This window comes from Pararhodospirillum photometricum DSM 122, from assembly GCF_000284415.1.
In the GTDB taxonomy this organism is placed as follows: Bacteria; Pseudomonadota; Alphaproteobacteria; order Rhodospirillales; family Rhodospirillaceae; genus Pararhodospirillum; species Pararhodospirillum photometricum.
In genome coordinates this window covers 546,322-572,809 of sequence record NC_017059.1, presented here as the reverse complement: position 1 = coordinate 572,809, position 26,488 = coordinate 546,322, and the positions used below count along the sequence as shown (strand labels likewise).

20 protein-coding genes are annotated in these 26,488 nt (G+C 65.9%); 12 read left to right on the top strand and 8 right to left on the bottom strand.

Annotation, left to right across the window (positions count from 1 at the left end; all coding sequences use genetic code 11):
- Positions 1 to 287 precede the first annotated feature (287 nt).
- Entirely contained in the window at positions 288 to 863 is a 576-nt protein-coding gene (locus tag RSPPHO_RS02495; RefSeq protein ID WP_014413710.1) for a glycoside hydrolase family 108 protein, read from the top strand.
- Entirely contained in the window at positions 860 to 1,225 is a 366-nt protein-coding gene (locus RSPPHO_RS02490; protein WP_051013583.1) for a 3TM-type holin, read from the top strand. The genes RSPPHO_RS02495 and RSPPHO_RS02490 overlap by 4 nt, the downstream gene beginning before the upstream one ends.
- A gap of 49 nt (positions 1,226 to 1,274) precedes the next feature.
- Here RSPPHO_RS02490 and RSPPHO_RS02485 read toward each other — a convergent pair whose 3' ends face one another.
- The 4 genes from RSPPHO_RS02485 to RSPPHO_RS02470 all read right to left on the bottom strand — a co-directional run bounded on the left by RSPPHO_RS02485 (position 1,275) and on the right by RSPPHO_RS02470 (position 6,427).
- Complete coding sequence (locus tag RSPPHO_RS02485; RefSeq protein ID WP_081581628.1) at positions 1,275 to 2,747, bottom strand: cobyric acid synthase; 1,473 nt, start codon at positions 2,745 to 2,747, stop codon at positions 1,275 to 1,277.
- A 190-nt stretch (positions 2,748 to 2,937) separates the two neighbouring features.
- Positions 2,938 to 4,590 (bottom strand): magnesium-protoporphyrin IX monomethyl ester anaerobic oxidative cyclase, encoded by a 1,653-nt coding sequence (gene bchE / locus RSPPHO_RS02480; RefSeq protein ID WP_041793852.1) that lies wholly within the window; start codon positions 4,588 to 4,590, stop codon positions 2,938 to 2,940.
- A gap of 287 nt (positions 4,591 to 4,877) precedes the next feature.
- Positions 4,878 to 5,717, bottom strand: a complete 840-nt coding sequence (locus tag RSPPHO_RS02475) for a cell envelope integrity EipB family protein (protein ID WP_041793851.1) — start codon at positions 5,715 to 5,717, stop codon at positions 4,878 to 4,880.
- 260 nt (positions 5,718 to 5,977) lie between these two features.
- On the bottom strand, positions 5,978 to 6,427 hold the full coding sequence (locus RSPPHO_RS02470; RefSeq protein ID WP_041793848.1) for a c-type cytochrome: 450 nt from the start codon (positions 6,425 to 6,427) through the stop codon (positions 5,978 to 5,980).
- A gap of 229 nt (positions 6,428 to 6,656) precedes the next feature.
- Between RSPPHO_RS02470 and RSPPHO_RS02465 the strand changes: the two genes are divergently transcribed.
- Both RSPPHO_RS02465 and RSPPHO_RS02460 read left to right on the top strand, forming a co-directional pair.
- Positions 6,657 to 8,429, top strand: a complete 1,773-nt coding sequence (locus tag RSPPHO_RS02465) for a peptidase domain-containing ABC transporter (protein WP_014413704.1) — start codon at positions 6,657 to 6,659, stop codon at positions 8,427 to 8,429.
- A complete protein-coding gene (locus tag RSPPHO_RS02460) occupies positions 8,426 to 9,748 on the top strand; it encodes an HlyD family type I secretion periplasmic adaptor subunit (RefSeq protein ID WP_014413703.1) in 1,323 nt (440 codons plus the stop codon). Before RSPPHO_RS02465 ends, RSPPHO_RS02460 begins: the two co-directional genes overlap by 4 nt.
- Positions 9,749 to 9,792: 44 nt before the next feature.
- Here RSPPHO_RS02460 and RSPPHO_RS02455 read toward each other — a convergent pair whose 3' ends face one another.
- Positions 9,793 to 11,112 (bottom strand): magnesium and cobalt transport protein CorA, encoded by a 1,320-nt coding sequence (locus tag RSPPHO_RS02455; RefSeq protein ID WP_041793846.1) that lies wholly within the window; start codon positions 11,110 to 11,112, stop codon positions 9,793 to 9,795.
- A 531-nt stretch (positions 11,113 to 11,643) separates the two neighbouring features.
- On the opposite strand from RSPPHO_RS02455, the gene RSPPHO_RS19640 reads away from it, so the two are divergent.
- Positions 11,644 to 11,862 carry a hypothetical protein gene (locus tag RSPPHO_RS19640; RefSeq protein WP_157879058.1) on the top strand — a complete coding sequence of 73 codons (219 nt, stop codon included), beginning with the start codon at positions 11,644 to 11,646 and terminating at the stop codon, positions 11,860 to 11,862.
- An 80-nt stretch (positions 11,863 to 11,942) separates the two neighbouring features.
- Here the strand turns inward: RSPPHO_RS19640 and RSPPHO_RS02450 are convergent, their stop codons facing one another.
- The gene (locus tag RSPPHO_RS02450) at positions 11,943 to 15,014 is read right to left on the bottom strand and encodes a sensor histidine kinase (protein WP_014413701.1); all 3,072 of its coding nucleotides are present in this window, start codon (positions 15,012 to 15,014) and stop codon (positions 11,943 to 11,945) included.
- A 315-nt stretch (positions 15,015 to 15,329) separates the two neighbouring features.
- Between RSPPHO_RS02450 and hpnC the strand changes: the two genes are divergently transcribed.
- The 5 genes from hpnC to RSPPHO_RS02425 all read left to right on the top strand — a co-directional run bounded on the left by hpnC (position 15,330) and on the right by RSPPHO_RS02425 (position 22,325).
- Entirely contained in the window at positions 15,330 to 16,253 is a 924-nt protein-coding gene (gene hpnC / locus RSPPHO_RS02445; RefSeq protein WP_157879057.1) for a squalene synthase HpnC, read from the top strand.
- Positions 16,250 to 18,313, top strand: a complete 2,064-nt coding sequence (hpnD, locus tag RSPPHO_RS02440; protein ID WP_041793844.1) for a presqualene diphosphate synthase HpnD — start codon at positions 16,250 to 16,252, stop codon at positions 18,311 to 18,313. The genes hpnC and hpnD overlap by 4 nt, the downstream gene beginning before the upstream one ends.
- 4 nt (positions 18,314 to 18,317) lie before the next feature.
- Positions 18,318 to 19,577, top strand: coding sequence for a hydroxysqualene dehydroxylase HpnE (gene hpnE, locus RSPPHO_RS02435; RefSeq protein ID WP_014413698.1), 1,260 nt, complete (start codon positions 18,318 to 18,320; stop codon positions 19,575 to 19,577).
- 104 nt (positions 19,578 to 19,681) lie between these two features.
- A complete protein-coding gene (gene shc / locus RSPPHO_RS02430; RefSeq protein WP_242390555.1) occupies positions 19,682 to 21,655 on the top strand; it encodes a squalene--hopene cyclase in 1,974 nt (657 codons plus the stop codon).
- A 4-nt stretch (positions 21,656 to 21,659) separates the two neighbouring features.
- Positions 21,660 to 22,325 carry a phosphorylase family protein gene (locus tag RSPPHO_RS02425; protein WP_014413696.1) on the top strand — a complete coding sequence of 222 codons (666 nt, stop codon included), beginning with the start codon at positions 21,660 to 21,662 and terminating at the stop codon, positions 22,323 to 22,325.
- A 56-nt stretch (positions 22,326 to 22,381) separates the two neighbouring features.
- Here the strand turns inward: RSPPHO_RS02425 and RSPPHO_RS02420 are convergent, their stop codons facing one another.
- Together RSPPHO_RS02420 and RSPPHO_RS19635 are read right to left on the bottom strand one after the other, a co-directional pair.
- Positions 22,382 to 23,365 carry a LysR family transcriptional regulator gene (locus RSPPHO_RS02420; RefSeq protein ID WP_339325396.1) on the bottom strand — a complete coding sequence of 328 codons (984 nt, stop codon included), beginning with the start codon at positions 23,363 to 23,365 and terminating at the stop codon, positions 22,382 to 22,384.
- Positions 23,362 to 23,502, bottom strand: a complete 141-nt coding sequence (locus tag RSPPHO_RS19635) for a hypothetical protein (protein ID WP_157879056.1) — start codon at positions 23,500 to 23,502, stop codon at positions 23,362 to 23,364. Before RSPPHO_RS19635 ends, RSPPHO_RS02420 begins: the two co-directional genes overlap by 4 nt.
- An 87-nt stretch (positions 23,503 to 23,589) precedes the next feature.
- Between RSPPHO_RS19635 and RSPPHO_RS21870 the strand changes: the two genes are divergently transcribed.
- Positions 23,590 to 24,159, top strand: a complete 570-nt coding sequence (locus tag RSPPHO_RS21870) for a toll/interleukin-1 receptor domain-containing protein (protein WP_157879055.1) — start codon at positions 23,590 to 23,592, stop codon at positions 24,157 to 24,159.
- Positions 24,078 to 26,486, top strand: a complete 2,409-nt coding sequence (locus RSPPHO_RS21415) for a phage tail tape measure protein (RefSeq protein WP_051013582.1) — start codon at positions 24,078 to 24,080, stop codon at positions 26,484 to 26,486. Before RSPPHO_RS21870 ends, RSPPHO_RS21415 begins: the two co-directional genes overlap by 82 nt.
- The last annotated feature ends 2 nt before the right edge of the window (positions 26,487 to 26,488 follow it).

The window sequence follows — 26,488 nt, the reverse complement described above, 5'->3', positions numbered from 1 at the left end:
CAACAGGGGGTGACGGCCTCGCGGGGGCAGCGACACAAAAGGGGTAGGATGATGGAAGGACTGGGAGCCCCGGGCGGGGGTTATGACGGGATGCCCGAAGCGTGGCGCCCACACGGGCAATTGCTCGACGCGCTACATGCGGCCCTTGAAGCGGCGGAGCGTCTCGATCCCCTCAGCGATCCGCGGGGATTGGCCGTCCTTGACCGGGCGTTGTCACAGGCCTCCCAGGCCTCCCAGGCCTTGGCCGGCCTTGGGCGGGGTGCCGCCTGCGAGCAGGAGGGGGAGGCATGACCCCCCAAGAGGAGGTGTGGCTTCGGGCCGTTCTGGCTGGGGTGATTCGGCGCGAGGGGGGCTTTGTCGATCACTCCGCCGATCCGGGAGGGGCCACCAACCACGGCATCTCCCTGCGCTATGCCCAAAGCATTGGTCTGGATCTCGATGGCGATGGCGATACCGACCGGCACGACATCGAGCGCCTGTCCCCTGAGCGGGCCCTGGCCCTGTATCGGCGGGACTTTTTTGAAAAGCCAGGGATCAGCCATCTGCCTCCCCCCCTGTGGCCGGTGGTGCTCGATTGGGCTGTGACCAGCGGCCCCGCCGTGGCCGTGCGGGCCGTGCAACGGGTTGCCGCCGCTCTGGGCGAGGCGTCGGTGCGGGAGGATGGGCGCCTGGGGCCGCACACCATCGGAGCGTGCGAGCGCCTCGTGCACTGGCTGGGCGCGACGGCTGTGGTGAATGCCCTGTGCGACGAGCGGGAAGCCTGGCTGCGCGCTCTTGTCGCCCGGGCCCCCCGCCGGGGGGTTTTTCTCACCGGCTGGATCGCGCGGGCGGGCAGCTTTCGTCTCAAGGAGAGAGGATCATGATGTCACTTTTGCTCAAGGGCTTGCTGGGGAGTGGTCGTTTGGCTCTCGAAACCCTGGCGGCGGCCGAGTCCACCGCCGTCGAGAGCGCCCCCGTTAGCAAGGGCCGCTATGATGCCACCGTCAACGCGCTCAACCGCCTGCCGCGTCCGGCCCTGGCGCTGGGGGTGCTGGGCATCCTGGGGTGGGCCCCCCTTGACCCCGAGGGCTTCGCCCAGGCCATGCAGGCTTATGCCCTGGTCCCGGAGTGGCTGGCCGGCACATGGTTCGGCGTGGTGGCGTTCTACTTCACCTCACGCCATTTCGAACGCCGCCTGGAACTCAAGAGCCGGGGAGACGCCCCTCCACCGCCCCCCGCTCCCTGATCAAGGAATCGAGGGGTCTGGGGAGGCCGCGCCTCCCCAGCCTTCCTTGTCACCCCAAAGCCATGGGCCGCGACAAGGCCAAAAAAGCATCGAGATCGAGGCAGACCTCCAAATGATCGGCCCAGGTCTCCAAGGCGATCTCCAGCCGCACCGCCTGATCAGCCAACACAGCGGCCGCCCCCAGCGAGGCCAGCCAGTGGGCGCGGAACTCGGCCGAGGCAAACAGGCCGTGCACATAACTACCCCGGACCCGGCCATCGGCCGACACCGCGCCCTCGGGACGCGGAGCCCCCCCCGAGGAGAGCAACCGCAACCACGGTCGCTCCAGCCCGCCCCCCCCGGTGACGCCCATGTGCATCTCGTAGCCCGTGACTCGGCAGCCGCTGGTTTCATCTACCGCATCAAGGGCCAGCAGGGTTTTGCTCGGACCGATGGTGGTGTCGAGGTCGAGCAGGCCCAGGCCCGGGACGGCGCCCGGCGGACCCTCAATGCCCTCGGGATCGCGCACCACGTGGCCCAGCATCTGATAACCGCCACACACCCCGACCACCCGGCCGCCCTGGCGGACATGCGCCTGGATATCCAGGTCCCACCCCTGGTCGCGCAAGGCCCGCAAGTCGCTGAGGGTGGCCTTGGAGCCGGGCAGGAGAATCACGTCGGCATCACGGGGCAAGGGGCGGCCGGGGTCGATCCAGCGCAAGGCCACCTCAGGCTCGGCGCGCAGGGGATCAATATCGTCAAAATTGGCGAGGTGGGGCAAGCGGGGCACCACGATCCTGACCGGCGCCTCGCCGGCCGGCGGGCGGACCAGGGCTTGGGTGTCCTCGGCGGGAAAATCAGCGGCTCCGGCATGCCAGCGCACCACCCCCTGGCAGGGCCAACCGGTCTGGCGGGTGATGATCTCGCAGGCCGGTTCGAACAGGGCAAGGTCGCCGCGAAACTTGTTGATGAGGTAGCCCTTGACCCGGCCCCGTTCGGCCGGGGTCAGCAAGGCGTGGGTGCCAATCAGGGCGGCCAGCACGCCGCCGCGATCAATGTCGCCCAGCAGCAGCACCGGCAGGTCAGCGGCGTTGGCGAGGGCCATGTTGACGATATCGGCGGCGCGCAGGTGCATCTCGACCGGGCTGCCGGCGCCCTCGACCAAGATCAGGTCGGCCTCGCGTCCCAGGCGGGCCAGGGAGTCGAGCACCCCGGGCATCAACTGGTCACGCATCAGGGGGTAATCCCGGGCCTTGCATCGCCCGATCACCCGTCCTTGGAGCACGACCTGGGAGCCGACGCCGGCCTGGGGCTTGAGCAGCACCGGGTTCATGTGGAGGGAGGGGGGGACCTTGCACGCGCGGGCTTGCAGGGCTTGGGCGCGGCCGATCTCGCCGGGCGGCGTGTCGGCGGTGACGGCGCTGTTGTTGCTGATGTTCTGGGCCTTGAACGGCCGCACGGCCAAGCCACGCCGGGCGAACGCGCGAGCCAAGCCGGCGACCAGAAGGCTTTTGCCCACGTCTGATCCCGTGCCTTGGATCATCAAACATCGCGGCTTGCGCACGAAGACCTCGAAGGAAAAGAAAGGCTGGGGAGGCTTGCCTCCCCAGACCCCTCGTCTACTGTGAGGTGATCCCCCAGGAGCGGAGGGGTCTGGGGAGGCTTGCCTCCCCAGCCTTTCTCGTTGATAAAAAAAGGGGAGGACTTTGGGGTCCTCCCCAGGGGGGTGTTGATTAGGCGCGCGGGGTCACGGTGTTTTCGGGCAACTGCTGGTCGCCGCCGCCGCAGGCCATGACCTTGGTCGGCTGCGGGGCGTCGTCGAGTTGCTCATCCCCGCCGCCGCAGGCCTTCATGGCAGCGGCCGGGCGCTTGTGCTTGGGGGCGCTCTTCCAGGTGTCCTCGACCGTGACATCCATCTTGCGGGACTTGTCGAAGTCGAACTTCACCCACTTCTTGGATTGCGGTCCCCAGTAGTTGAACTTGCCGAGGTCGTAGAACTTGCGCTGGAAGGCACTGAGCAAGAACGCCTTCAGGCAGCCCAGCAGGTACTTGCGCCGGGTCGGCTCACGCACCCAGGGGTAGCCCAGGAAGGACTTGTACATATAGAACCGGCGGTAGTTGCTCATGACGCGGTCGAGCAACTCGGCGCGGTCCATGGCGTTGGGCTTCATGATCGGGGTCACGAAGTTGTACTTCTCAAAGTCGAAGACCTCGACCTTGTCGCCCAGCTCATGGAACAGGTCGGAGAACGGCCAGGGCGTGAACATGGACCAGTTGGCCATGTCCGGCTTCCAGTCCATGACCATCTTGTAGGTTTCTTCCAGGGTTTCGGCGGTCTCGTTTTCCAGACCGACGATGAACTGGGCTTCGGTGACGATGCCATTCTGGCGCAACAGGTCGATGGCGCGCTTGTTCTGGGCGACCGTCGTTTCCTTGTTGAACAGGTCCAGCTTGAGCTGGGCCGCGGCCTCGGTGCCAAGCGAGATGTGGACCAGACCCGCCTTACGATAGAAGGGCAGCAGCTCTTCGTCGCGCAGGATGTCGGTCACGCGGGTGTTGATACCCCACAAGATCCCCAGGTCGCGGTCGATCAGTTCCTGGCAGAATTCGATGAACTTGTTGCGGTTGATGGTCGGCTCTTCGTCGGCCAAAATAAAGAAGCCGACCCCGTGCTCGCGCACCAGAACTTCGATTTCGTCCACGACCTTCTTGGGGTCGCGCACGCGATAATCGCGCCAGAACTTCCACTGGGAGCAGAAGGAACAGGTGAACGGGCAGCCGCGCGCCATGTTGGGGGTGGCCACGGGCACGCCCATGGGGATGTAAATGTACTTCTTCCAGTCCAGCACCGACCAGTCCGCCACGATGGAATCAACGTCGCGGATCGAGGGTTCGGCCGGGGTGGAGACGATCTTGTCGTCCTGGAGATAGGCAATGCCGCGAATGGACTCGCGCTCGGCCGGCCAGCGGCCCTCGTCGATGGCGCGTACCAGATTGAGGGTTACCGCCTCGCCTTCGCCGCGCACGATCACGTCGATCCACGGCGCTTCCAAGAGCACCTGCTGGAACATGAACGTGGCGTGAATGCCCCCCAGCACCGTCACGGCGTCGGGGCACTCTTCCTTGGCGATCTGCAACAGGCGCTCGGCCTTGTAGATGGCCGGGGTAACGGCGGTGGCTCCGATAACGGCGGGCTTTTCCTCGCGGAAGATCCGGCGCAGGTCCTCCTCGGTCAAGTCATCCGTCATGGCATCGACGAAGCGCAGATCGGAGTAACCGCCGGTCTTCAAATAGCCGGCCAGGTAGGCCACCCAGGCCGGGGACCACTTACCCGCGACCTCGGCGCCGCCGGAGTGGTAGTTCGGATGGACCATGAGGATCCGCATGACAGGACTCCTGCGCGAACGGCGCCCGGCCGCATCCCTCGTCAAAAAAAAGCAGCCCGGGCTTTGGGTTGCAGAAGCCGGGAATTTGGCCGGAGGGCGGCACCCTGTCAACCCTCCAATCTATGCTTCAAAAGGCCACTTTCTTCGGGGGGAGATGCTCAAAAACAAGGCCTTCCCGCGAAGGAGGCGATCCTCCCCGAGGGGAGGGGAGAGAGCCCGGCCTGAGAAGGTGGCAAGAAAGGCTGGGGGGCGGCCTTCCCAGACCCCTTGGGCTTTTTTTGGGGGGGCTAGCAATCGGGCTCGGGCAGGCGCTTCAAGGTGCGCAGGCGCGAGGTCAGGCTGAAAAAGCCGAAATCCTGGATCATGTCCTGGGCCACGCCGTTGTCGTGGTAGCGGACATTGACCTCGTAGGACGGGGTGCCTTCCCCTGACTCTCCCTCGGTGGTCGAGGGAGGTGGGAAGAAGGCGATGGACATGCGCCACGATGGGGTTTTGAGGAGGTCATCAACCTTGGCGCTCTTGGGGTCGGCCGCGAGTGGCGCGCCGATGGCGGCGCTGACCAAGGAGGGGCCTTCCTCTGATCCGCCGTCGAAGACCGGGCGCCCGATAAAGCGCTCGCCCTTGCGGGCCGCTTCGAGGATGGCGATGGTGTGGGCGTTCGGGAACAAGGTGCCCGAGGGGAGAGACACAGAGTCCGGGCGCGGCTTGCGAAACCGGGCCGAGCCGACCGGCGGCACGCCGTTAAGTGCGGCTGCGCCCTCCAGAACTTCCTGGACCGCACCGTTATGGGTGTTGCGGATAAAGAAGGTGTAATCGCTGCCGTCGCGGGCTTCAAACGCCACGAACTCCCACAAGGTCTCGACCTCGTTGCCCTCGGCATAATTCAAGGTGAGGGCGGTGCGGGTTTCCATGGTCCAGCCGGTGCAGGTGCCTTCGAGCTTGTAGCTCATCTCGCCCCGCGCCCCCACCACGCCGCCCGGTTCGGCTCGGGACAGCGAGAGGTCATACGTAGCTTCGTGCGGCACCAGATGGATGGGCCCGGCCCAGGTGGGGGCGGGCGCAAGGAGGAGGGCCCCTATCGCCAGCAGGCTCTTCGCCAGGACCGACGCTTGCGCACGTGTTCTCATTCCCGCCTCTCTTAAGACCAGTCCGGTCGCTTGCGTATTCCGCCGTTCGGGCGTTGCGTATTCCGCCGTTCGGGCGTTGGGGATTCCGCCGTTCGGGCGTTGGGGATCAAGATATGGCGGTGAGTCGCGTCGGGAAACAAGAGGGATGCGAAGGACCACGGTGTCCCGACCCGCGAAAAAAAGGCCGGAAGAGGGCGCTCCCTTCCGGCCCGCACAAGACCCCTCCGGCGGCGGGGGACGCCGGAGGGTCGGTGAGGTCACTACTCGCGGAACGTCTCGTGGCAGCCCTTGCAGGTGCCGCCCAGGGCCGCAAGCGCCTTGCCCATCTGGGCGGTGTCGCCGCTGGCAGCGGCCTGAGCCAAGGCCTTGGCCGCGTCGGCCGATTTCTGGGCATTGGCTTTGAACTCGTCGGGCTTGCTCCAGACCACAGCCTTAGCCTCGGTCTTGGCGATGCCGGCCGTGCCCTCGGGGAAGGCGGCCGGGAGGGTCTCCATGATCGCGGCAATGGCTTCGGCGTGCTTGGCCGCTTCGGCGCTCAGGGGCAACTCGCCCTTCACAATCGCCGAGAGAGCCTTCATGTGATCGCCCGACGCCTTCAGAGCCTGCTTGCGATACTCCACATAAGCCTCGGGGCTGGCGGCGTGCGCCACGCCAAACCCGGTCACGGCAACGGTCACGGCGGCGGCGGCCGCCATCAGAAGACGCTTCATCAGCTGCTTCCCTCTCAAAAAATACGGTCGGTAGGGTACCCGTAAAACGCTAGGCCCTGGCCATGGTATGAGGCTTCCGACCCAGGGTTTCAAGGGATGGCATATTAAACATCGTTCATGTTTGCCGCGATCTTGACCCGCGGTAAAGCTCCCGGGGCGCCTGTGAGCGAGCCTGTCCTCCCGTCTCTGGTCATGGTAAGGTCTCACGATCTGACCAGGAACCATTCCCATGGAAGCTCAAAAGCCTTTTGTCGCCCCGCCGTCCGGGAAACCCTCCTGGCTTCGGGATCTTCTGGCGCCCCTTTTTCCCAGCTTTCGCGAAGTGCTGGCGCTCTCCTTGTTCGTTAATATTGCGGCGCTCGCCACTCCAGTATTTTCCTTACAGATTTACGACCGTGTCGTGTATCACAATGGTCTTTCCACCCTTCAGGGGCTGGCGATCGGCATGGCGGTCTTGCTGGTGTTTGATTTCATCATGCGCCAAGCCCGGGCTCGCATCTTACAAACCGTGGCTCTGCGCCTCGAAGCCCAGGTGGGCCAGCGGTTGTTTGACAAGATGACCGCCCTGCCGCTGCGGGTGCTGGAATCGCGTCCGGCCGAAGAGTGGCTGCGCTTGTTCCGCGACGTCGATGTGGTGCGCAACACCCTCTCCGGGGCTTCGGCGTTGCTGGTTTGCGACCTGCCGTTTACCGTGCTGTTTTTGGGCACGGTCTTCCTTCTGGCCCCGCCGGTGGGCTGGGTGGTGGTGGTGGCCCTGGTTTTGTTCGTGGGGCTGGCCCTAATGTCGGGGCGGGCTATTGATCAGGCCGCGCTGCGCGAGCGCGAAACCTTGGGCGGGCGCGACGGCCTGCTGGCGGAAATCGTGCGCGGGCGCGCTACCGTCAAGGCCTTGGCCCTGGAGACCACCCTGGCCGACGTCTACCGCCAGCATCTGGCGGCCCAGGTCCAGGGGTCGGTGCGACGGGGGGGCTTGGTGGACCATTTCACCAATCTCGGCATGGTCTTGTCGATGACCACCACCGTCGCCATGACCACGGTGGGCGCCCTGGCCATTTTGGACCACTCCTTGACCGTGGGCGGGCTGATCGCCGCCAACATGCTGGGCGGGCGCCTGATGTCGCCGCTCAATCAGTTGATGGGCACATGGCGCGGGTTTGCGGGCTTTCGCCAGTCGGCCCAGCGCCTGGGGCAAGTCCTGGCCCTGCCCGAAGACCGCCGGGTCAGTGCCCTCAGGCTGCCGCCGCCCTCGGGGCGTCTGACGGTGGTCAAGGCCTCGTTCCACTACACCCCCGATGGCCCCCCGTGTCTGGAGGAGATCTCCCTGGATCTTCAGCCCGGCGGCATCACCGCCCTGGTCGGGCCCAACGGCAGTGGCAAAACCACCTTGTTGAAGCTGCTGGTCGGCCTCTATCCGCCCGCGTCGGGCCGCGTGTTGCTCGACGGGGCCGATCTGGCCCAGTTCACCCGCGCCGAACTGGCCGGCTGGATCGGCACCTTGCCGCAAGACATCACCTTGTTCGATGGCACAGTGCGCGAGGCCATCGCCATGGGCCATCCCGGGCTCGACGACGAAGCGGTGCGCGAGGCCGCGCAAACCGCAGGGGTTCACGAGATGATCTTGGACCTTCCCCAGGGCTACGCCACCCGGGTGGGCGAGGGAGGAGGCTTGCTGTCCGGCGGCATGCGTCAGCGTTTGGCGCTCGCCCGCGCCTTGGCCGGCAAACCGCCTGTGCTGCTGCTCGACGAACCGTCCTCCTCCCTTGATCGCGCCGCCGAGGAAGCCCTGGTGGAAACCCTGGCCCGCCTCGCTACCCAGCGCAGCGTGATTGTCGTGACCCACAGTCCCCTGCTGCTGGCCCGCTGCCAACGCGTGGTCGTGCTCAACAAAGGCCGCGTCCTAGCCCATGGGCCGGCCGGCGAGATCCTGCCACGTCTGTTCCCGGCGCGTCGCCCCGTTGTCCCGCCTGCCGGAGCGGCCCCGCCCGCCGGAGTTGCCTCATGACCGCCGCCGCTGCGCCGCCCCCGCCGTCCGCTCCCTCCCTGGAAACGCTGGTCGAACGTCATCCCCTGCCGACCTGGAAGGGGCCGGCCCGGCTGGTCATGCTTTTGTTCGCCTCCTTGCTGATTTGGTCCTCCCAGGCCCAACTCGACGAGGTGTCCATCGCCCCCGGCGAGGTCATGCCCGAAGGCAAGACCAAGATCATTCAGCACCTGGAAGGGGGGATCGTCACCGATCTTTACGTAGGTGAGGGCGATAGCGTCGAGGAAGGCGCGCCGCTTCTGCGCCTCGCCCTGCCCACCACCTCCATGAGCAGTCCCGAGATCGAGGCCCGCCTCGATGGCCTGCGCCTGACGCTTGCCCGTCTCAACGCCGAGGCCGCCGATACCGCGCTGGCCTTCCCCGCCGATGTGGCCAGCCGCCGCCCCGACTTGGCCAAAACCGAGGACGCCGTCCACCGCGCCCGCCTCTCCGAACTCGAAAGCTCGCTTAAGGTGCTGCGCGAGCMAAAAACCCAGCGTCTCAACGAAGGGCGCGAACTGCGCGCTCAATTAGAGTCGGCCCGCAGCAACCTCGCCATCACTCAAAAACGCTACGATATCTCGTCCAGCCTGCTGCGCGACGGCCTGACCCACCAGATGGCCCACCTCGACATCGCCGCTCAGATCCAAGACCTGAAAGGGCGGATGGAGGCCCTGGCCCCCGCCCTCGAACGCTCGGAAGCCGCCATCAACGAAACCCTGGAACGCGAACGCGAAGCGGCGCTGTCGTTTCGTCGCGAGGCCCGCGAGCACATCGGCGAGGTTGAGCGCGAAATGGTCCAGTTGACCGAGCGCCTCACCCGCGCCGAGGACCAGGACCAGCGCACCTTGATACGCAGCCCCGCCAAGGGCGTGGTCAAAAACATCAAGCACACCACCCACGGCGCCGTGGTTAATCCCGGCGAGCCCATCTTGGAAATCGTCCCGGTGGAGGATGTGCTGATTGTCTCGGCGCGGCTTAATCCGGTGGATCGCGGCTACGTCCACGAGGGGCAGGCCGCCACCGTCAAGGTCACGACCTTCGATTATGCCCGCTACGGCGGCCTAGAGGGCGCCGTCACCCAGGTGGCCCCCGATACCACCATCGACGACAAGGGCCTCGCCTACTACCGGGTGTTGGTGCGCACTGAAAAAACGTGGCTCGGCGATGCCCAGGGGCAATACGACATCAAACCCGGCATGGAAGCCATCGTCGATATCCATACCGGCACCCGCAGCGTTCTTGATTACCTGATTCGGCCAGTGCTGAAGCTCCGGCACGAGGCGTTTCGCGAGCGATAAGGGAAGAAGGGAAGGCTGGGGAGGCTCGCCTCCCCAGCCTTCCCTCACTCCGACCGCACCCGGTCTTGCGCCTCGCGACGTTGGCGGCGCTTTTCGTAGAAGCGCACGGCGACGTAAGTGCCCCAGCCCAGCAAGATCATGCCAAGGATCAAGGCGCTGTAGGCGACGGGCCAGGGGACGCTGTGGGTCATCATGGAAAATTCCGACATGCCGCCGATGCTGGCGAGCACGTTGAGGGGCATGAAGATGACGCCGGCGACGGTAAGCTGGGACACCCGCTTGTTCTGGTTGACGTTGATGAAGCCAACGGTGGCGTCCATCAGGAAGTTGATCTTTTCAAACAAGAACGCGGTGTGGGTGTTCAGGGATTCGATGTCGCGGATGATCTCGCGCGCGTCTTCCAGTTGGATGGGGGACAGGAAGCGGCCGCGCATCAGGAAGGAGACGGCGCGCTGGGTATCGAGCATGTTGCCCCGAATGCGGCTGTTGAGGTCCTCTTCCTCGGCGATGGCGCTCAGGATGCTGGCGGCGGCCTCGTCGCTGACCTTCTCGCTCAACACTTGCTGGCTGACTTGGCGCAAGGTGGCGTAGGTGTCTTCCAAGGAGTCGGCAGAGTATTCGACGTCGGCGGCATAGAGGGCCAGCATGAGGTCCATGCAGTCCGAGATCTCGCCCGGATGATTGCGCATGCGCAGGCGCTGGAGACGAAAGACCGGGAGTTCCTCGTTGCGCACGGCAAACAAGATGCCCTTGTGGACCACGAAGGCCACGGGGACGCTGCGCGAGGTGCCTTCGCGGTCGAGCAGGAAGTTGGAGTGAAGGTGGATCTCGTCCTTCTCTTCCTCGTAATAGCGGGCGCTGACTTCCAGGTCGGTGAGTTTGTCGGGGTTGGGCAGTTCCAGGCCGTAGCGCCGGGCGATCCAGCCGCGTTCGGAATCCGAGACGCCGAGCAGATCGATCCAGATCGGCTTTAGGTTTTCCAGGTCGCGACTCGACGTGATGGTGACCACGTGCATGCGGCCATTCTTGATTTCGTAGGCGCAGACTTGGCCCTGGCGGAAGCGCGGTTCGCGTGAGCCGGCCAGTTGTCGGGCGAGGTCGGTCGAGACCTCCCACAAGATGTCGTCCTCGCGCGCCTCGCCCACTAGGTCCCACAGGCGCTGGGCATCTTCTGCCGAAAGGCTTTCCAGGAGTTCGCCGATTTCCGCCGCCGACAAGCGGCCCAGGGTGGCCTGGACCTCGGCCGTATGTTGTTTTTGCACCACCGCCGTCACCAGCTCGTGGCGCCGCATCCCTTGGGTGCGCACCATGTTTTCCACGATTTTCTGCCTGTTCAACATGTCGGTGATGGTGTGCAGCGGCATCGGGGTCCTCCCAGAACCTTCCCGCAAGAAGCACGAAAGGCTGACCGCGTGGACCGGGCCAGCGGGACCTGGGGTCTTGTCCTTGCCTGCCGGGACAAGAGACCCCCCAGGGGATCAGGACGGGCCGCTGGGAGCCTCGGAAACCGTGATGATCATCGTCCAGACCCCTTCCTGGCGGCGACATTTTGCGCGTGGCACGACGTGGACGGCCAGGGGGGGTGAAAAACGCCAGGGCATCTCTCAAAACGGGGGGACTGGCCTGTCCAGGGAGCCAGGGCCTCGTGCGCACCGATGAGCCCCGCCCGGCGCGTATCGCATCGCCCGGGAAGGCGGTCAACCAAAAAGACGAGACACGCCCAGCCTGCGGGAGGTGGGGTCGGGGTCTTCACCCTTAGGGGGAAATAAGGGGTGGGGTAATGCGCGGGTGTGTTGACATGTACATCGTTATGGATTAATACAAAGGTATGTGTTTTTCGCAGGATCGTTCCTGCTGTCGTTCCCTTTGGCTCTTTGGGTGGAGGAAGAGAAATCATGTGGGAGCGTCTGTTCTTTTCGTCTCGACCGGCGGCGCGCCATGAGGATACCGAGATGCTCTGGGACACGGCGGCGCGCGCGTGGCGGGAATACCGTTTGGTCTGCGATCGGGCGGCCCGGACGGGAACGTGCCGCGAGTGCTTGTCTTCCCTGTCGCCGGAGGTTTCACCTCACTGTGCCATTGCGCGCGGGCTCCCGGAAGGGGTGTTGTCCTGACCCCGTCCCTTCCTCTCCCCGACAGCCCGAGTGGGGGCTGCCGGGGAGGGGGGSCTCCCCAGCCTTCGTCTGTCCTTTGTTTAATTCACCCCCGGCCAGATCGTTCGGGCCGAGGGAAACAGAGCGCTGACGGTGGTTCCCCGCCCCGGGCTGCTCTGGATCTCCAGGAGACCGTCGTGGGCATCGACCAGTTTTGCGGTCAAGGGTAGGCCCAGGCCGGTCCCCCCTTGGCGGCGGGTATAGGTGCTTTCCACTTGTCCAAAGGGGGTTAGGGCGATGCGGATGCCCTCCGCATCCATGCCGATGCCGTTGTCCTCGACGCTCAGGGTCACGCCGCCCTCGGGGCGGACGCTTGCGCGGACCACCACTTCACCGCCTTCTGGGGTGTATTTGACCGCATTGGTCATCAGGTTGATCAGAATCTGCTTGAGCCGCAACGCATCGGCCCACAGGGCGGGAAGGTCGGGGGCGATGGCGTTTAACAGGTGGATGCCCTTGAGTTCGGCGCGGGTGAGCAGCATCTGGCGGGTTTCCTCGCCCAGGGGGGCCAGGGCCACCGGGGCTTCTTCCAAGGTCAGCTCGCCCGCTTCGATTTTCGACAAGTCGAGGATGTCGCTGATGATATCCAGGAGATGCAGCCCGGATTCATGGATCCGCCGGGCATATTCGGCGTACACCGGGTTGCCGATGGCGCCGAACATCGTGTTTTGGATGATGTCGGAAAAGCCAATGATGGCGTTCAGCGGGGTGCGCAACTCGTGGCTCATGTTGGCCAGGAATTCGCTCTTGGCCCGGTTGGCCAGTTCCGCCGCTTCCTTGGCCGAGGCCAAGGTGTGCTCGCGGGTCTTGAGGTCGGTGATGTCCGAGCCCAGCACCAAGGTGTAGCCGGCGCCGGTGCGGCTGGTGCGCACGAGATACCAGCGCCCGTCGGGCCGGCGAAATTCCCGGGGGGCCGAGGTTCGGGGCCCCATGCCGGGCAGCGGCATATGATCAATGGTGCTTTCGGTTTGGTCCTCCTGCGCCTCGAGGGGGTCGGGACTCACAAACAACAAGCCGTCATCCACCACCCGGCGCACAATCGTTTCCCGCGAGACGCCGGGGTGCACAACGTCGGTCAGTTCGGGCATCTGGCGGAGGTAGGCTTCGTTGTAAAGAACCAGGCGATTGTCCTCGTCGAAGAGCAACAAGCCCTCTGACATCAAGGCGGCCGCCTCAAGCAAATGGCTCTCGGCGGTGCGGGCCCGCTTTTCCGCCTGTCGGCGTAACGTGATGTCCTGGACGTGAACAACAACATGAAGGGGAGTGTTGTCTTCGGCGCGCACGATGGAGCCGGCCACGTGGATCCAAGCCTCTGTCCCATCGGGGCGTTGCAGGCGCCGCTCCACGGAACAATCGGGGCTGCGTCCGCCCAGTAGGGCGTCCAGGGGGTCCTCGTCGTGCTCCGGGTCAGGCTGGCCCAGCACACTGTGGTCGGCACTCAGCAGCAAGGCGGCCTCCTGGCCGACAATGCGGCACAGCGCGCCATTGACCCTAAGGAAGCCGCCTTGCAAGGACAGCAGGGCAATGCCGTGCACGGCACTGTCGAAGGCCCCGCGCAGCCGTGCCTCGTTGTCCTGGAGACGCTGCTCGGTTTCGCGCCGTCGGGTGACGTCACGGGCATACAAGGTCAGGCCCATGGCCTTGCCGTTGCCGTCGAGGACCGGAAAAACCACAATGTCCATCCAGCGCTCCCCCCAACGCTCCTCACGGTTTACCGGAAGCTGGGTGGACAGCACGTCGTGGAATACATGGCGGTGGGTCACGGCCCGGCCCCGGTCCAAAAAGCCATAGAAGCTGCGGCCCAAGGCTTGGCGGCTGGTGGTGCCCAGCAGTCGCGCCCCGGCGCGGTTGAGCACGCGAATGGTTCCATCGGGGTCGAGGAGGGCAATGGCATCGGTGGTGGCGTTGATCAGCGAGCGCAGGCGGGCTTCGCTTTCGGCTTTGGCCGCCTCCCAGGCCCGGCGCTCCGACAGGTCCTGGACCAGCAAGATGTACTGGGGGGCCAGACCATCGCCGCCGCGCGCCGCTCCCATGGACAGCCGCACCGGCACCGGCCGGCCCCGGGCATCGCGCAGATGCAGATCCACGGCATAGGACGAGCGGCCCTCGCGGCTCATATCACGCCAGAGCTGGTCCTCGCGCAGGCGGTCCTCGGCGTCGAGCACCGCGCTCCACGAACGGCCAATCAACTCGGCCCGCTCCCGCCCCAGCAAGGTCAGCAGTACGTCGTTGACCTCCAGCCAGCGGCGGGTGGTGTCCAAAACGCCAACGCCGATCAGGTCCAGGTCGAAAATGGCCCGGAAGCGCTGGGCGGCCAGGGTGGTTTCGCGCACAATGCGCTGGCGCTCGCTGATGTCGCGGGCGATGGCCACAAAGTGCCGCTCGCCGCTACTAACGAACACGCCGACCCGGACCTCCACCGGGTATTCCGAGCCATCCTTACGCCGATGCACGCCTTGGCGGGTCACCGGCCGGCCCGGGATCAACTCGCGCCAGGAGCGGATCACCTCGGCTTCGGCAATGTAGGGGGAGATGAAGCTGATGGGGCGACCGCGCAGCTCCTCCAGGGTGTAGGCCGTAGCGGCGCAGGCCTGGGGGTTGGCGTCGATGACCTTGCCGTCCTGGTCATAGACAAAAATCGGGTCTCCGGCGCTTTCCAAGATGCCCCGATAGCGGGTTTCCGACGCCGCCAGGGCGAGGGCCGCTTCCACCTGCCGGGTGACATCCTGGCCCAGCCCCAGCAACGAGCCCAAGCGACCGGTCTGGTCCCGGTCGGCGACGGCCAGGGCCCGCAGATGCAGCCAGGAGCCGTTGGGACGACGCACGCGAATGGTCAGGCGCAACGTTTGGGCGCCATCGCGCACCCGGCGCAGGGCGCGCCAGAGCAGGCGACGATCCTCGACGGGGATGCGCCGCAGGAGGGTGCGTAGCGGTACGATCCCCTCCAGATCGTCCCCATCCAGGAGCGCGCGCATGGCATCGCAGCACGCCAGCGTCCGCTGGGGTTGATCCCAGTGCCAACGGCCGATCCCCGCCAACCGGTCCACCGCGCTCGCCCTCAAGGGCAAGGGATCTTGGGAGGCGGGCCGGGGGTTCTTGGTCGCGTCGTGCATCCCTCACTCCGTTGCCGTACCCGTCATAAGGTCCTAGCTTCGACGAGACGAAGCAAGACCAAGGGAGGGTGGATGGACCATCCGTTCCCCCCTCTCCCCTTTCAGTAAGGGGCGGAGATGCCCGAGTGCAAGCATGCCGCCGAGTCAAGTCGGCGCCGAGCCCCCCGTTTTGGCCGGACCCCCAAGGAAGGAAGGGGCCGGGGCGGTCCCGCCTCCCCCGTCTTCCATGGGGCGCCAAAGGGCGGATGGGTGGCATTGGGCCGGGGCCTGTGGTACAGGCGAGGCATCCCTTTCCCCTTGTCGCGGTTGGCGTCCATGCACTCCTCCACCCCCCCGCCTTCGTCCACCTCGGCCGTTGAAGCGCCGTCGGGCAAGTCGGCGGCCACCGAGAACTTTCCCGTGGGCTCGGTCTTGCTGTCGGCGCGGGTCCGGCCCCATGTGGCTTGCTTTTACGCCTTCGCCCGCGCCATCGACGACATCGCCGATGCCCCCGGTCTGTCGGGGCCCGACAAAGTGGCCCGCCTCAAGGGCTTTGAGGCCGCGCTGACCGGCCAGGGCCCCGACGATCCGGCCTACGCCAAGGCCCTGGCCTTGCGCGCGAGCTTGGCAGCGACCACCGTGCCGGCTCGCCACGGCGTTGATCTGATTGCGGCGTTTTGCCGCGATGCCGTCAAGAACCGAACCGACTCCTGGGCCGATCTCATGGACTACTGTGCCCTGTCGGCGGCCCCCGTTGGGCGTTACCTGATTGATCTGCACGGCGGTGCTCGCTCGGGGACCACCACCGCCTCCGATGCCCTGTGCGCCGCCTTGCAGGTGATCAACCACCTGCAAGACTGCGCCGACGACTATCGCGATCTCGACCGCGTCTATCTGCCGGCCGACTGGATGGCCGCCGAGGGGGCTCGGGTCGAGGATCTGGCGGCGCCGGCCTGCTCGCCTGCTCTGCGCCGAGTGATCGACCGCTGCCTTGCCGCGACGCGGGAGCTGATGGTCACGGCCCAGGCCCTGCCGGTGGACATCAAGGACCGCCGCCTCGCCCTGGAGGCCGGGGTCATCGTCGAGATCGCCGTCGCCTTGCTCGACCGCCTGGAGCGGGAGGATCCCCTGGCCCGTCGGGTCAAACTGTCCAAAAGCGCCCTGGCCCTGGTCACGCTGCGCGGGCTCGGGCGCGGGGGCAAAGCCCTGCTGGCCGGCGGGCTCGCCTCCTGGGGGCATGCGAAAGGAACCGGTCGATGAGCCTTCCCCTTCTCCTGGCCGCCGTGTCCTTGCTGGCGTGGGCGGTGGTCTTGGTGTCGCGCCGGGGCTTCTGGCGGGCCGACCAGCGCCTGGACACCCTGACCACCTTGCCCACGCCGGCTCCGGCCCTGGTCGCGGTGATCCCCGCGCGCGACGAGGCCCAGACCATTGCCGTGACCGTGCGTTCGCTGCTGAACCAAAGCTACCTCGGCACCCTCAAGGTCGTTGTGGTCGATGACAACAGCATCGACAACACAGCCCAAGCCGCCCTGGAAGGGGCCGTGGGCATTTCGGATGGCCTCAAGCGCTTGTCGGTCATCAAGGGACGGCCGTTGCCGCCCGGCTGGTCGGGCAAGCTGTGGGCCCTGCGCCAAGGCCTCGACGAAGCCAAGCGCCTGTCGCCCGAGGCCCGCTATGTCCTGTTGACCGATGCCGACATCGAGCACGCGCCGGGCAATATCACCCGCCTGATCAGCCAAGCCGAACGCCAGGGGCTGGTGCTGGCCTCCATGATGGTCAAGCTACGCTGCCGCAGCCCGTGGGAACACCTGCTGATCCCGGCCTTTGTCTTCTTTTTTCAGAAGCTTTACCCTTTTCCCCAGGTCAACAATCCTGACCGCGACATCGCCGCGGCCGCCGGGGGCTGCATGCTGGTGCGGCGGGAGGCCCTGGACGCCATCGGCGGCATCGAGTCCATTCGCGGAGCCCTGATCGACGACTGTGCCCTGGCCGCCCGCCTCAAGGAAAAGGGGCCGATCTGGCTGGGGTTGGCCGGTCGGACCCGCTCCTTGCGGGTCTATGACAGTCTGGGCGACATCTGGGGCATGGTGGCGCGCACCGCTTATGTCCAACTGCGGCGCTCGCCCTGGATGCTGCTGGCCACTGTCTTGGGCATGACCATCCTTTATCTGTTTCCCCCTGTCTTGACGGTGCTTGGTCTCGCGCTCGGTGACTGGCTGGCCGCCGGATTGGGAGGCTTGGGCTGGGTGGGCATGGCGTTCTTGTACCGGCCCACGTTGCGCCTGTACCGCCGCCCTCCGATCGCCGGCCTTGCCTTGCCGGTCGCGGCCTTGCTCTACACCCTGATGACCCTCGATTCGGCACGGCGCCATTATCGCGGCCGGGGCGGGGAGTGGAAAGGCCGTGCCTATGGCGGGGACGGTCTGGAAGGGGCCTCGGCGGCCCAGGCCGAGGGGCTGCGCGAGGCCGCCGAGACCCGGGCCCTGGTCGCCCATGTCGAGGCCATCACCCGGACATCCGGCACCTCGTTCTATGGCGCCATGCGCATTTTGCCGCGCGAGCGCCGAGAATCCATGTACGCCCTTTATGCCTTCTGCCGCGTGGTCGATGACATTGCCGACGGCACCGAGCCGGAAGGCGACAAGCGCGCCGCCCTGGCCCGCTGGCGCGACGAGATCGCCGCCCTTTACGATCCAAGACGCGAGCCGACCCACCCCGTCGCCCGCGCCCTGGAGGGGCCGCGCTGGCGCCATGCCCTGCGCCAGGAGGATTTCCTCGCGGTGATCGAGGGCATGGAAATGGATGCCGGCCAGCGCGTGCGCCTGGAGGACGTGCCGGCCCTGGAGCTCTACTGCGACCGGGTGGCCTGTGCCGTGGGGCGTTTGTCCAACCGAATCTTCGGCGTCGAGCCGGCCCTGATCGACGATATCGCCCACCACACCGGCTTGGCCTTGCAGTTGATCAACGTGCTGCGCGACGTGGCCGAGGACGCCGAGCGCGACCGGCTCTACTTGCCGCTCAACCGTCTGCGCGCCCACGGGGTCACCGACACCCATGACCTCAAGGCCGTGCTGGCCCATCCCGGCACCGCCCAGGTGTGCGCCGAACTGGCGGGCAAGGCGGCGGCCGAGCTGGCCGAGGCCGACCGTCTTCACGCCCAGTGCCACCGTCGCACCATCCGCCCGGCGGTGATCATGAAAGAGGTGTATCGCCGGTATCTCATCGCCCTCAACGCCCGGGGCTGGGAGCACCTGGACCAGCCGGTCAAGGTTTCGGCCTGGGTCAAGATGCTCATCGCCTTACGCCACGGGATGGGGTGAGCCCATGCCTTGCGTTCACGTGATTGGCGCCGGTGTCGCCGGTTTGGCGGCGGCCGTGCGCGCGCAAGAAGCCGGACAGCGGGTGTGCCTGCACGAGGCCGCCCCCCAGGCCGGGGGGCGCTGCCGGTCCTTCCTGGATCGCGCCTTGGATCGGGTCATCGACAACGGCACGCACCTTTTGCTCTCGGGCAACACCCGGGTGCGGGCCTATCTTGAAACCGTGGGCGCCGCCGAGACCTTGGTCGGGCCGTCGCGCGCCCGCCTCGACTTCGTGGATCTGGGCAGCGGGGCACGCTGGCGCTTGGCGCCCACGCCGGGCCGTCTGCCCTGGTGGATCCTTGATCCTGGGCGGCGGGTTCCCGGCACCCGGGCCCGCGACTATCTGGGGGCATGGCGGCTGCTGCGGGCCAGGCCCGAGGACACTGTGGCGGGGGTGCTCGATCCCGGGTCCGCCCTGTACCGCCGGCTGTGGGCGCCGTTGTGCGTGGGCGTGCTCAACACGCCGCCCGAGACCGCCGCCGCCCGTCTGTTGGCTCCGGTGCTGATCGAAACCTTTGGTCGGGGCGAGGCCGCCTGCCGTCCGCGGCTGGCCCGCGACTCCTTGTCGGCAACCTTCGTCGATCCCGCCGTGGCGTGGCTGCGCGCGCGTGGCGCCGAGGTTTGCTTCGGTCGCCGTTTGGTGGCCCTGGAGCCCGGCCTACTGCGTTTTGCCGACGGCGAGAGCCTTCCCCTGGGCCCGCGTGATCGGGTGATCTTGGCGGTGCCGCCGGGGGGGGCTGCCGCCTTGGTGCCGGGGCTCATTGTGCCCGAGGTCTTTCATCCCATCGTCAACGTCCACTTCCGCCTGGAGGCCCCGCCACCGGGAGCCGATGACCCGGAACACCGGGTGCCGCTTGGCATCTTGGGGGGACTCTCGGAATGGCTGTTCGTGCGCCGGGATGTTCTCTCCGTCACCATGAGCGCCGCCCTGGTCACCGATGCCTTGGATCCCGAGACCTTGGGTCCCCGGGTCTGGGCCGAGGTCGTGAAGGCCCGTCCCGACCTTGACCCCGGGCTGCCGCCGTTTCGCGTCATTAAGGAGCGGCGCGCCACCGTGGCCCAGACACCAGACCAGACTCGGCGCCGGCCCGGCGTGCGGGGAGGACCCCCCGCCGTGTTTCTGGCAGGGGATTGGACGGATACAAAGCTCCCCGCTACCCTCGAAGGAGCGATTCGATCGGGTGAAGCAGCGGCCTTTGCTGCGCTGCACCAAGGGTGCACTTGACTTAGGTGGCGCTTTTCTTCACAAAGACCACGTTTTTCGGGCGTCGGCGTGCGGCGCCCTGTTCGCATGCCGCGAACCCAGCCCTTCGAGTGAGTATGGATGCCATGATGGACGCGAGTGTATACCTGCGGGAAACCGGGGCCCCGGCCACGGAAGGAAACCCTGTCGGTGACGGCGAGCTGAACGCCATTATCGACGAGGCGACCCGCTGGCTGACCGACCGTCAGAACGCGGATGGCCACTGGGTGTTCGAGCTTGAGGCCGATGCCACCATTCCGGCCGAGTATATTCTGCTCAACCATTTCCTCGACGAGATCGACGACGAGCGCGAACATCGGCTCGCCCGGTACTTGCGCCGCATCCAGGGCAAGCACGGCGGCTGGCCCTTGTTCCATGACGGCGACTTCGACATGTCGGCCAGCGTCAAGGCCTATTATGCCTTGAAGCTGGTGGGTGACAGTGTCGAAGCCCCGCACATGCGCCGCGCCCGCGCCGCCATCTTGGCCCACGGCGGCGCCGAGCGGGCCAACGTCTTTACCCGCTTCACCCTGGCCATGTTTGGTCAGGTGCCCTGGCGCGCCTGCCCGGTGACTCCCATCGAGGCCGTGCTGCTGCCGCGCTGGTCACCCTTCCACACGACCAAGGTCAGCTATTGGTCGCGCACGGTCATGACGCCGCTCATGGTCCTCTACTCGCGCCGTGCCCGCGCCATCAATCCGCGCGGTATCGGCGTTCAGGAGCTGTTCCGCCGAAACCCGGAGGACGTGCGCGACTGGATGAAAAACCCCACCGGCCACTGGATCGGCGAAACCCTGATTCAGGTGGATAAGGTGCTGCGCGTCATTGAGCCCGCCGTCCATCGCCTGTTTCGCGGCAAGGCTGAGGCCTGGGCTCTCGACTTCATCGAAAAGCGCCTCAACGGCAAGGATGGCCTGGGCGGCATTTATCCGGCCATCGCCAACACCTTGATGGTCTATCAGACCCTGGGCTACGCCAAGGACCATCCCCACTACCGCATCGCCCGCGAGGCGGTGGACGGCCTGTGCGTCCGGCACGGCGACATCGAATACGTCCAGCCCTGCCTGTCGCCGGTGTGGGACACCTGCCTCGCCAGCCATGCCCTTCAGGAAGCCGGCCTCAAGGCCAACGACCCCGCCATCGCCAAGTCAAATGAGTGGCTGCGCGGTCGTCAGGTGCTGTCCGTGGTTGGCGACTGGGCCCACAATCGCGGCCATCTCGAGCCGGGTGGCTGGGCCTTCCAGTACTGGAACGACTATTACCCCGACGTCGATGACACCGCCGTGGTCGTCATGGCTCTCGATCGCGCCAACGAAGGCGACGTCAACCGCGAGGCCATCAAGCGCGCCGAAGCCTGGATCAAGGGCATGCAGTCCGCCAACGGTGGCTGGGGCGCCTTCGATGCCGAAAACAACACCGAGTTCCTGAACCACATCCCGTTCGCCGACCACGGCGCGCTGCTCGATCCGCCCACCGTGGACGTCTCGGCCCGCTGCCTTGGCATGCTGGCCCAGATCGGCTGCCCGCTCACCGACCCGGTCGTCCAAAAGGGCGTCGAGTTCCTGTGGAGCGAGCAGGAAGAGGACGGCTCCTGGTTCGGGCGCTGGGGCACCAACTACATTTACGGCACGTGGTCGGCCCTCAACGCCTTGAACGCCGTCGATGTGGATATGCAAGACCCCCGCGTGCGCAAGGCCGTCCAGTGGCTCAAGGATCGCCAGCAGCCCGACGGCGGCTGGGGCGAGGATTGCGCCACCTATTGGAAGGAGCGCAAGGGCGAGGTCAAGGGCAGCACCCCGACCCAAACCGCCTGGGCCGTGCTCGGCCTCATGGCGGCCGGCGAGGTTGACAGCCCCGAAGTGGAACGGGGCATCCGCTACCTCCTCGATGCCCCGCGCGACGGCGGCAAGTGGCAAGAAGAGCTGTACAACGCGGTCGGCTTCCCCCGCATCTTCTACCTGCGCTACCACGGCTACTCGGCCTACTTCCCGCTGTGGGCGCTGGCGCGCTATCGCTCGCTCAGTCAGGGTAACAGCAAGTTCCCCCTGACCGGGATGTAACCGCGTGGAGCGGGTTGGGGTGGTCTGCGGGCTGGCTCTCGAAGCCGCCCTGATCCCGGCCTCGGGGCCTTGGCGCGCCTTGTGCCTTGGCCCCGGCCCCGCCGCCGCCGAGCAGGCCGCCCATCGCCTGCTCGACGAGGGCTGTGCCGCCTTGCTCAGTTTCGGTACGGCCGGCGGTCTCGATCCCGCCCTGGCCCCCGGCACCCTTGTGCTGGCCCGCGCCGTCATCGCCGATCAGGAAGACGGCAGTCTGGTTCCCCCCTATCGGCCCGACGACACCCTGAGCGCGGCTTTGTGCGGTCGCGGGAGCGGGGTCCATGAGGGCACCGTGGTCGGCGTCTCCCACCCCGTGACCTCCCCCGAGGCTAAGGCCCGCTTGGCCCGGCGGACCGGGGCTTGCATCGTTGATATGGAAAGTCACGCCGTCGCCCGCGTCGCCCAGGCTCGCGGCGTGCCCTTTGCCGTGCTGCGTGCCGTCGCCGATCCGGCCACCCGCAGCGTGCCCGCCTGGGCCGTGGCGGGCGTCGATGCCTTGGGCCGGACGCGGGCCGGGGCTGTTTTGGCGGCGGTTGCCGTGCGGCCTGATCGCTGGGCCGATCTTGTCGCCTTGGCCCGCGATGCCGGGGCGGCGAAGCGGGCCTTGCGCGGGGTGTGGCGCGGGGAGGGGTAAGGGGAAGAGTAAGGGAAGGCTGGGGAGGCGGGGGCCTCCCCAGACCCCTCCATTCCTTAGAGGTCCCAGGAGGGGGGGGTGCCGAAGCGGTCGATCAGGAACGCGATAAAGGCTCTGACCTTGGGAGAGACCACCTTTTTCGGGACGTAAACCGCCCAGATCGAGCGGATCCCGTCCGGGCCGAGGGTCCATTCATACGCCGGCAGCAACGAGATCAGGCGACCAGCGCGGAGGTCGCCCGAGACCAGCCACGTGGGAAGCAGGGCGATGCCCAGGCCGGCCAGGGTCGCGTCGCGCAAGACGTCGGTGTCGTTGGTGCGCAGTCGGCCTTGGATCGCGATCGGGCAGGGCGCTTGCCCGGGGGCGCGGGCGTACCACGTTGGAGAAGGCTGGCCGCTTAAGCTCAGGCAGGCGTGCTGGCTCAGGTCGTCCGGCCGGGTTAAAGCCGGGTGAGCCGCCCCATATGCCGGGCTCGCCACCAACACCCGATGCTGTGGCGCCAGCTTGCGCGCCACCAGAGACGAGTCCTCCAGGCTGCCAATCCGCACCGCCACATCGGTGGCCGTCTCAATCAAGTCCACGGTTACGTCGGTAAGCACCGCGTCCAGGCTGATGTCGGGATAGGTGGCCAAAAAATCCTGCATGTGCGGCATCACATGGCGCCGCCCAAAGGCGCTCGGCAAATTCACCCGCAGCACCCCCCGGGGCGTGGTGTTCAGCGCCGTCGTCTGCCCCCGCGCCTCCTCCAGATCCGCCAAGATTCGCGTCGCCCGCCCCTGAAACAGCCGCCCCGCCTCGGTCAGGTGCAGTCCCCGGGTCGAGCGGTTAAACAACGCCACCCCCAGGTCGGCCTCCAGCCCCGCCACATACCGCGACACCGTCGAGACCTTCAGCCCCATCTCCCCCGCCGCCCGCGAAAAACTCCCGAGCGCTGCGGTGCGGACAAACGCGGTCATGGCTGCCAAATAGTCCATGGTGCTACTTTCGTTCTTTAGAGTGTCCCCTACCACCGCCAAGCTGATGGTTTTCAAGCTGGTCATTGTTGCTGCAGAAGCATAGCGTCGTCTAACAGGCAAAATCGGTTGCCCAAGATCATCAGCGGGATCGTATCAAGTTCGTCGATGGTATCCAGCGCCGAGGCCGTTTCACAAACCACCGCCTGATCAAGCGGCGTCACACAGGTACCCACATAGCTCCGGTTGAGCTGGGCTCGACGATATTTTATAGGTGAACCCCCGTTTTTTCAGAGCGATTGGAGGGTGTCGTGAACGCGAAGAGGGTGTTTCTGTGCCATTGTTCTGAAGACAAAGAGTTCGTAAGACGTCTCGCTAAGAGCCTTGACTCACTCGGCATTGCCCCGTGGCTCGACGAGGTCGAGATCAAGCCGGGCGACTCGCTCTTCGGCAAAATTGGGGAAGGTCTAGCATCCTGCGACTATCTTTTCGCTGTTGTATCGGCAAACTCGATCACCTCGCCGTGGGTCGACGAAGAGCTTCGGTCGATGATGTACACTCAACTGAAGAGTAGTCAGGTTCGGGTCATTCCAATCAAGATCGATGACGCGGAAATGCCCTGGTTTCTGACCGAGAAGAAGTACGTTGATTTTCGGAGTTGGTATTGCAAAAGTTCTTACCTCCTAGCATTTGATAAGCTAATTAAATCATTTAAATGGATTTCTTCGGTAAAGTGTAAGAAAACAGGCTTGGATTTTGTGAAGATTGAGGATGGTGTTTTTCAATACGGTCGGTATCGTTGGCTGGCACGGCAGCCCTGGCCATGCCCGGCATCGAGTTTGAAGCCATCATGTCTAAAGTGGCAGCGGTGGGCCGGTTAGACACCGCCGGGACAGAGTTTGCTGAACTTCAGGCTAAAGCCGAAGCGCTCGGGGCCTCTACGGCCTTTTCGGCCACCCAGGCCGGCGAGGGCATGACCTACCTCGGCATGGCCGGCTTTTCAGCAAAGCAAATTCTGGCAGCTATTCCAGGAACGCTAGATTTGGCCGCCGCCGCCGGGACCGACTTGGGGGAGACGGCCAATATCGCCAGCAATATTTTGTCAGGCTTTGGGCTTGAGGCCGGCGAAATGGGGCGTGTGGGGGATGTTCTTGTAGGGACCTTCACAAGGTCGAATACATCTCTCTCGTCCCTGGGGGAGACGATGAAGTACCTCGCGCCGATCGCCAAGCAGGCCGGTATGAGCCTGGAAGAGTCCGCGGCGATGGCGGGGCTGTTGGGCAATATCGGCATCCAAGGATCGGATGCGGGTACCGCCCTGAAGGCGATTGTCAACCGCATGGCGGCGTTGCCGAAGTCGGCGGCTGACGCCTTGGACGGGTTGAAAATCAAAACCACGGACGCCGAAGGCAATATGCGCCCGATCATCGACGTCCTTGATGAGCTGGCGCAGAAGACGGAGAAAATGGGGTCCGGCCAGCGCTTGGCTCTCTTCGCCGGAGTGGCGGGCGAAGAGGCGGGAGGGGCGCTGGCGGCCCTGATCGACCAAGCCGGTGCCGGCGCTATCGCCAAATTTCGGGATGTTTTGAAGGGCACGGCCGGGGAAGCCAAACAGGTTGCCAAGACGATGGCGGACAACGTCCGGGGCGATTTGGACGGCCTGAGCAGCGCCTGGGAAGGGTTGAATATTGCCCTGTTGTTCACGAGCAAAGGACCGCTACGTGAGTTGGTGCAAAGCGCGTCCGAGGTTCTCAGCGTTGCAACGACATGGGTCAAGACCAACCCTGAGCTGGCCAGTACTCTCCTCAAAGTCGGGGTCGGCTTGGCCACAGCTTCGGTTGCCGGCGGAGCCCTGGCCCTGACCGTGGCCGGGCTGCTGGGGCCGTTTGCTGTTTTGCGCTACTCCATCACCACCCTTGGTCTCCTAACCCCGGGTCTCAGAGGTTTGGGGGGAGCGTTGTTATCCGGCCTGGGCCGAGCGCTCCCCGTGGTGCTGGGGGGCTTGCGCACCCTGAGCATGGCTTTGCTGGCCAACCCCCTTGGCTTGGCCTTGACGGCCCTCACCGTTGGCGCAGGCCTTCTGATCGCGTATTGGGAGCCGGTCAAAGCCTTCTTTGCGGGCCTCTGGGAGGGGCTCTCTGCGGGGGTTGCCCCGGTGGTTGCTGCTCTCAGGACCGCCTTCGCCCCTGTCGCGTCCTTTTTTGCGCCTGTCGTGGACGCCCTTGTGCCTCTCGTCCAGTGGTTTGGGGCCCTGGTCTCTCCAGTGACCGCAACAACGGAGTCATTGGCCGGCGCGAGATCGGCCGGCATTGCCTTGGGGCAGGCGCTGGGCGCGATCCCTGCTCTGCTCAACGACGCATGGACAGGTGTGCAAAACTGGTTTGCCAGCGTGACAGAGACAGCGGGGACGGCTTGGGACGGGGTCAAGACGCTGTTCTCTTGGTCTCCCCTCGGGCTCATTGAAGCTACCTGGGGGCCTCTGCGCGAGTTCTTCGCCCAACTCTGGGACGGGGTTTTGGGTGGGCTCTCTCGGACCCTCGGGGCCCTGCGGGACGGCTTGGGCGCCGTTAAGGGGTGGTTCGGGGGGGAAACAAAACCGTCGCCAGGGGTGCCCTCGGTAGCCACGACACCGTTCGTTGCGCCCAAACCTCTGACACCGCCGGCGGCGCCGATCCCCATCGAGCGGGCCGCGCTGACACCGCTTGCCCCTCCCCCAAGCCGGCCCCTCAACACGCCTCCGGCACCGTTCGTTGCGCCCAAACCCCTGACACCGCCGGCGGCGCCGATCCCCATCGAGCGGGCCACACTCACACCGCTTGCCCCACCCCCAAGCCGGTCCCTCAACACGCCTCCGGCACCGTTCATCGCGCCCAAACCCCTGGCAGCACCGACAACGTCGATCCCCATCGAGCGGGCAGCCCAGGGCCCGGCTTTGCCGCAGTCCATACCGTTCGAGGTGCCCAAGGTCACCATTGCGCCGACCGTGCGGCCCGAGGTCGTTGTGCAAACAACGGGTCGGGGACCTGTCACAGAGGCCCCTTCGAACACCGTAACCTACAACCAGAAATACGAGATCGTCATTCAGGCAGCGCCGGGGATGGACCCGCAGGCTGTGGCTCAGGCTGTGCGCCGGGAGTTGGCTGCCCGAGAGGCGGCCGATCGCTCTCGGTCCCGAGCCGCGCTGCATGATGGCGTGGAAGGATGGTAAAA

What these genes read in the sequence shown, in the direction of transcription:
- RSPPHO_RS02485 (WP_081581628.1), bottom strand. Translation starts at nt 2,747, where the DNA reads ATGATCCAAGGCACGGGATCAGACGTGGGCAAAAGCCTTCTGGTCGCC.
- hpnC (WP_157879057.1), top strand. Translation starts at nt 15,330, where the DNA reads ATGCACTCCTCCACCCCCCCGCCTTCGTCCACCTCGGCCGTTGAAGCG.
- RSPPHO_RS02490 (WP_051013583.1), top strand. Translation starts at nt 860, where the DNA reads ATGATGTCACTTTTGCTCAAGGGCTTGCTGGGGAGTGGTCGTTTGGCT.
- RSPPHO_RS02475 (WP_041793851.1), bottom strand. Translation starts at nt 5,717, where the DNA reads ATGAGAACACGTGCGCAAGCGTCGGTCCTGGCGAAGAGCCTGCTGGCG.
- shc (WP_242390555.1), top strand. Translation starts at nt 19,682, where the DNA reads ATGATGGACGCGAGTGTATACCTGCGGGAAACCGGGGCCCCGGCCACG.
- RSPPHO_RS02450 (WP_014413701.1), bottom strand. Translation starts at nt 15,014, where the DNA reads ATGCACGACGCGACCAAGAACCCCCGGCCCGCCTCCCAAGATCCCTTG.
- bchE (WP_041793852.1), bottom strand. Translation starts at nt 4,590, where the DNA reads ATGCGGATCCTCATGGTCCATCCGAACTACCACTCCGGCGGCGCCGAG.
- RSPPHO_RS02455 (WP_041793846.1), bottom strand. Translation starts at nt 11,112, where the DNA reads ATGCCGCTGCACACCATCACCGACATGTTGAACAGGCAGAAAATCGTG.
- RSPPHO_RS02470 (WP_041793848.1), bottom strand. Translation starts at nt 6,427, where the DNA reads ATGAAGCGTCTTCTGATGGCGGCCGCCGCCGCCGTGACCGTTGCCGTG.
- RSPPHO_RS02495 (WP_014413710.1), top strand. Translation starts at nt 288, where the DNA reads ATGACCCCCCAAGAGGAGGTGTGGCTTCGGGCCGTTCTGGCTGGGGTG.
- hpnE (WP_014413698.1), top strand. Translation starts at nt 18,318, where the DNA reads ATGCCTTGCGTTCACGTGATTGGCGCCGGTGTCGCCGGTTTGGCGGCG.
- RSPPHO_RS02465 (WP_014413704.1), top strand. Translation starts at nt 6,657, where the DNA reads ATGGAAGCTCAAAAGCCTTTTGTCGCCCCGCCGTCCGGGAAACCCTCC.
- RSPPHO_RS02420 (WP_339325396.1), bottom strand. Translation starts at nt 23,365, where the DNA reads ATGACCAGCTTGAAAACCATCAGCTTGGCGGTGGTAGGGGACACTCTA.
- RSPPHO_RS19640 (WP_157879058.1), top strand. Translation starts at nt 11,644, where the DNA reads ATGTGGGAGCGTCTGTTCTTTTCGTCTCGACCGGCGGCGCGCCATGAG.
- hpnD (WP_041793844.1), top strand. Translation starts at nt 16,250, where the DNA reads ATGAGCCTTCCCCTTCTCCTGGCCGCCGTGTCCTTGCTGGCGTGGGCG.